Source organism: Planktotalea frisia, assembly GCF_001890925.1.
GTDB lineage: Bacteria > Pseudomonadota > Alphaproteobacteria > Rhodobacterales > Rhodobacteraceae > Planktotalea > Planktotalea frisia.
On the sequence record NZ_MLCB01000097.1, the window covers coordinates 1 to 3,214 of the forward strand.

Genomic DNA, 3,214 nt, shown 5'->3' on the forward strand with positions numbered 1-3,214 from the left:
GTCAGCGATCGCCCTCGCTGCAACCGTCATATTCTGGTTATGAGTCCTGAACCTAGCCAAACAAGATATTTATCTGAACTTTCGGATGAGCTTGATAAAAATCCAGATTCACGTGCTTCAGAAATTTACTGTGACTCCATGAAGAAATCGGGGCATAGTGTTTTACCTGCTCCAATTAATCAGGCTGTGTTTTTGCAAATGGCTTATGTGAATTTGGTTTGGTTATCTGAAGCTCTCACTGATACTGAAAGAGGAGCAATCCGATCTCACTTCACTATGGAAGACTTCTCTTCAGCTTCTTTCGAGGGCTTCGATCCGGAACCAAAAATTGGTGATTGTTTTAGGCACCTTCGCAACAGCCTTGCTCACGCTTCGGTAGACCTCGGCCAAGGTGAAAAAATAGAATTTTGCTTTCGTTCAAAAGAAAATAACAAATCCATCAGTTTGAGCGGTGAAGTCCTCGGTGAAATTTCAGAAAAATGGTGCTTTCTGGTATCCAACATGATCTATCAAAATTAGGCGTCCACATCCAGCTTTCACCCTCGACTGATTGCCGGACATCTTTGAGCCCTGCCATCAGGACGGCGGCCCATAGCGGTTGAAAACGGCTCTGTCATGCAATCCCCTTGTGTGTGGTGCGCGGCCCTCGGCGATATAAAGACTTGGAACCAATGCCGCGCTGCGGGTGTTTTGTGCCACCGCCCGCTGGGCCACCCGGCCGCTAGTCGCGACGCTCGGAAAGTTGTTCAATCAGGTCTGCAGCATCCGGATAGGCAATCAGGATTTCACGTCCCAATTCAGCGGCCAAGTCAGCATCAAGAATTAAATTGCCATCGATCGCGCGGGGGTTGGCTTGGAATATCTCACAGGCGCGGACCGAAACGGCTCTGCGCGACTTGGCGCGGCGTCTCTTAGCTGGCATCGGCTTTACCCCGGTTGGAAAGAATAGCAGGTGCTCTAGGGGCCTCTGTGGGGCCATCTAGATCAAGGTCGAGTTCGCGAAGCAGTCTAGCAAAGGCTGTGCGTGAATCGCGCTCTACGGCCACCTCAGGGCGCGTCTTGGGTGCGCCAAACCGGTCGAGGTAGGTCAGGCCTTCGGCGTCGAGGATTTCGCGGGCACCTTGGCCACGATCCCAAGCCTCGCAGGCGAGGGTCAAAAGACGGATGTGGTGAGGTTCGAGGGCGTATTCTTGATGGACGCGGCTCCACCACGCGGCGGCATCATCCGAAAGATGTGTTGGGGCGTCGGGCATGTTGTGTCTCCAATTTCGCGTTCAACGGGGTCAGGGCGCAATAAGGCAACGCTATGCACGCCGGTACCGAAAGGGGCGTTCTACCGATCAGAACGCCCCCCATTAGGTGCTTAGCCTGTCACGCCATCCAGCACCGTGAAGGCGCTTTCCCGGGCCGCTGCGAAGTCCACGCGGGCATGGGCAATCAGACCAAACTGCAGGTTATCCATGAACCGTTCGCGCAGGATCTCGACGCGAATTTCCGAACGAATACCCATCAGCAGTTGGCTAAAGTCACCAGCGATGATTTGGCTTTCGTCGGAACCGGATCCGCCATCCACGGGCAAAGCTGTCGTGTGCAGCATTGCGACGCCTTCCAAGGCGCGCGGCATTTGCAGCGGTTGCCCATCGGACGCCACCAAACCTGCCAAGGCGTTTTCGTCGCGGCTTGCCATGATGAAAGCGCCAAGGCGCTCATTGGCGCCATGCAGCGCACCACGGGCGTTCAGCAGCGGCGCATAGCTTGCCAGTCCGCCACCGGCGTATCCGTTCGCTGTCAGTCCGGCATAGTTCACAATTCCTTTAGGCTCTGCGCCAGAACCGGAACCGACGAGGCCAACACGATCGATTTCATGCGCCAGCGCACGCGCCAAGATCCGGGGGAGTTCCGCTTCAAGGTTCAAGCTGTCCTGCATCAGTTCGACGCTTGCTTTCACCAGAACCGCGATGGATTTCGGGGCCAATGTCACCGCACCGAATGTCGGGTCGCTTTCGTTCACTGCCGCATTTTCGGCGCGCCAAGCGGGAACCGGATCGGTCAGCACTTTTGCAATCACATTCTGGTCGCTTGTCAGCGGCACGATACGCGCACCAGCCTGCGCCAGCACCATTTCGGAACGGGCGAGGTCGATCAGTTCGGCGCTTGTCAGCGTCGGAACCGTGAAACCACCGGCGGCGTCTGTGCCTGAACCCAATGCGCGGCGCTCTGCGTCGGTCTTAGGGCCGGTTGTCAACGCGCGCAGGAAAGCACCAGCGGACACGTTGCCATGATCATGTGAACGAGCCTGTGCCCATACATGCAGACTTTGGCGGGCTTCCAGCGCATAAGCAGGTGCAGCGCGTGTATCGTCGCCTCCGTCGATGGCGGGCGATGATTTGTTCTCGAATGTGGGCCGTCGGTCGAGGTCAACGCCAGCCCAAGGGCCACGGTCGCCGCGTTCGTTGCGGGAGTCTTTATCTGCGGCGCAATCGTCAGCAAGCTCGGTCAGTGCATCGAACGCGGATTCAATCTCACCAGCACGTTGTTCTGGTGTGTCGTCAGTCACGGTGGCGATGATCGCCTTTGCGGTAGCCTTGGCGTCGCGTTCAACGCGGCAAAGATCCTGCCACGAAAGGGTGAACGGCTCAAAGTTATCGAGATTCGCGCCTGCTTTTCGCAAAGTCGCAGTGAAGGATTGTGCGTGCTTTCGCACGGCATTTTGGGCGGTGGTCATGTGAATGATCCTTTCCGATGTGGGGCGAGCAAAACGGTCACGCGCCCCGGTGAATGTCAGGGTTCGATCCGTCGCTGCGCCGCATCGCGGCAAGGTCGGGTGTCAGGCGCTGCATCGCATCCGCGTGACATATGTCGGGCCACCGCATCGCGGTCTGACCTTGTGATATAATATAACATCACGCCAGCCCCTCCGTCAATGTTTTACCGCTTGCCCGGCATCGAGCCGATCGGCAAGGCGGCGCAATTGAGTGGCGGCGGCTTGTGGGCTGTCGAGGTTGGCAAACAGTTCTGCCCCGGCGATGAGGGTGGATGCCGCGAAGATCCTGGCCCGGATCGGGCCATCGTCTTGGTCTGACATGCCGGCAATCCGGCTTGCGAGGTGTGCCGATGCTGCGGCCCGTTCTTCGTCGGCAAGGGTCGCAAAGAATTCATTAGGTTCAGGACTCATAACCAGAATATGACGGTTGCAGCGAGGGCGATCGCTGAC

General features: G+C 57.2%; 5 protein-coding genes. 1 reads left to right on the forward strand and 4 read right to left on the reverse strand.

Features of this window, described 5'->3' with window-relative positions:
- A partial coding sequence (locus PFRI_RS21310) for a HEPN family nuclease (protein ID WP_175549234.1) occupies window positions 1–519 on the forward strand: 519 nt, incomplete at its 5' end.
- Between the two features lie 202 nt (window positions 520–721).
- On the opposite strand, the gene PFRI_RS06620 is transcribed toward PFRI_RS21310, so the two are convergent.
- The 4 genes from PFRI_RS06620 to PFRI_RS21505 form a co-directional block, all read right to left on the reverse strand.
- Complete coding sequence (locus PFRI_RS06620; protein WP_072629919.1) at window positions 722–922, reverse strand: hypothetical protein; 201 nt, start codon at window positions 920–922, stop codon at window positions 722–724.
- Complete coding sequence (locus PFRI_RS06625) at window positions 912–1,253, reverse strand: P27 family phage terminase small subunit (RefSeq protein WP_072629920.1); 342 nt, start codon at window positions 1,251–1,253, stop codon at window positions 912–914. Before PFRI_RS06625 ends, PFRI_RS06620 begins: the two co-directional genes overlap by 11 nt.
- Before the next feature lie 110 nt (window positions 1,254–1,363).
- Window positions 1,364–2,725, reverse strand: a complete 1,362-nt coding sequence (locus PFRI_RS06630) for a phage major capsid protein (protein WP_072629921.1) — start codon at window positions 2,723–2,725, stop codon at window positions 1,364–1,366.
- Between the two features lie 195 nt (window positions 2,726–2,920).
- The coding region (locus PFRI_RS21505; RefSeq protein WP_217653409.1) for a hypothetical protein at window positions 2,921–3,214 on the reverse strand (294 nt) is incomplete at its 5' end.

Bases quoted from the DNA above. Each gene is read 5' to 3' on its own strand.
- PFRI_RS06630 (WP_072629921.1), bottom strand. From the start codon at position 2,725: ATGACCACCGCCCAAAATGCCGTGCGAAAGCACGCACAATCCTTCACT.
- PFRI_RS06625 (WP_072629920.1), bottom strand. From the start codon at position 1,253: ATGCCCGACGCCCCAACACATCTTTCGGATGATGCCGCCGCGTGGTGG.
- PFRI_RS06620 (WP_072629919.1), bottom strand. From the start codon at position 922: ATGCCAGCTAAGAGACGCCGCGCCAAGTCGCGCAGAGCCGTTTCGGTC.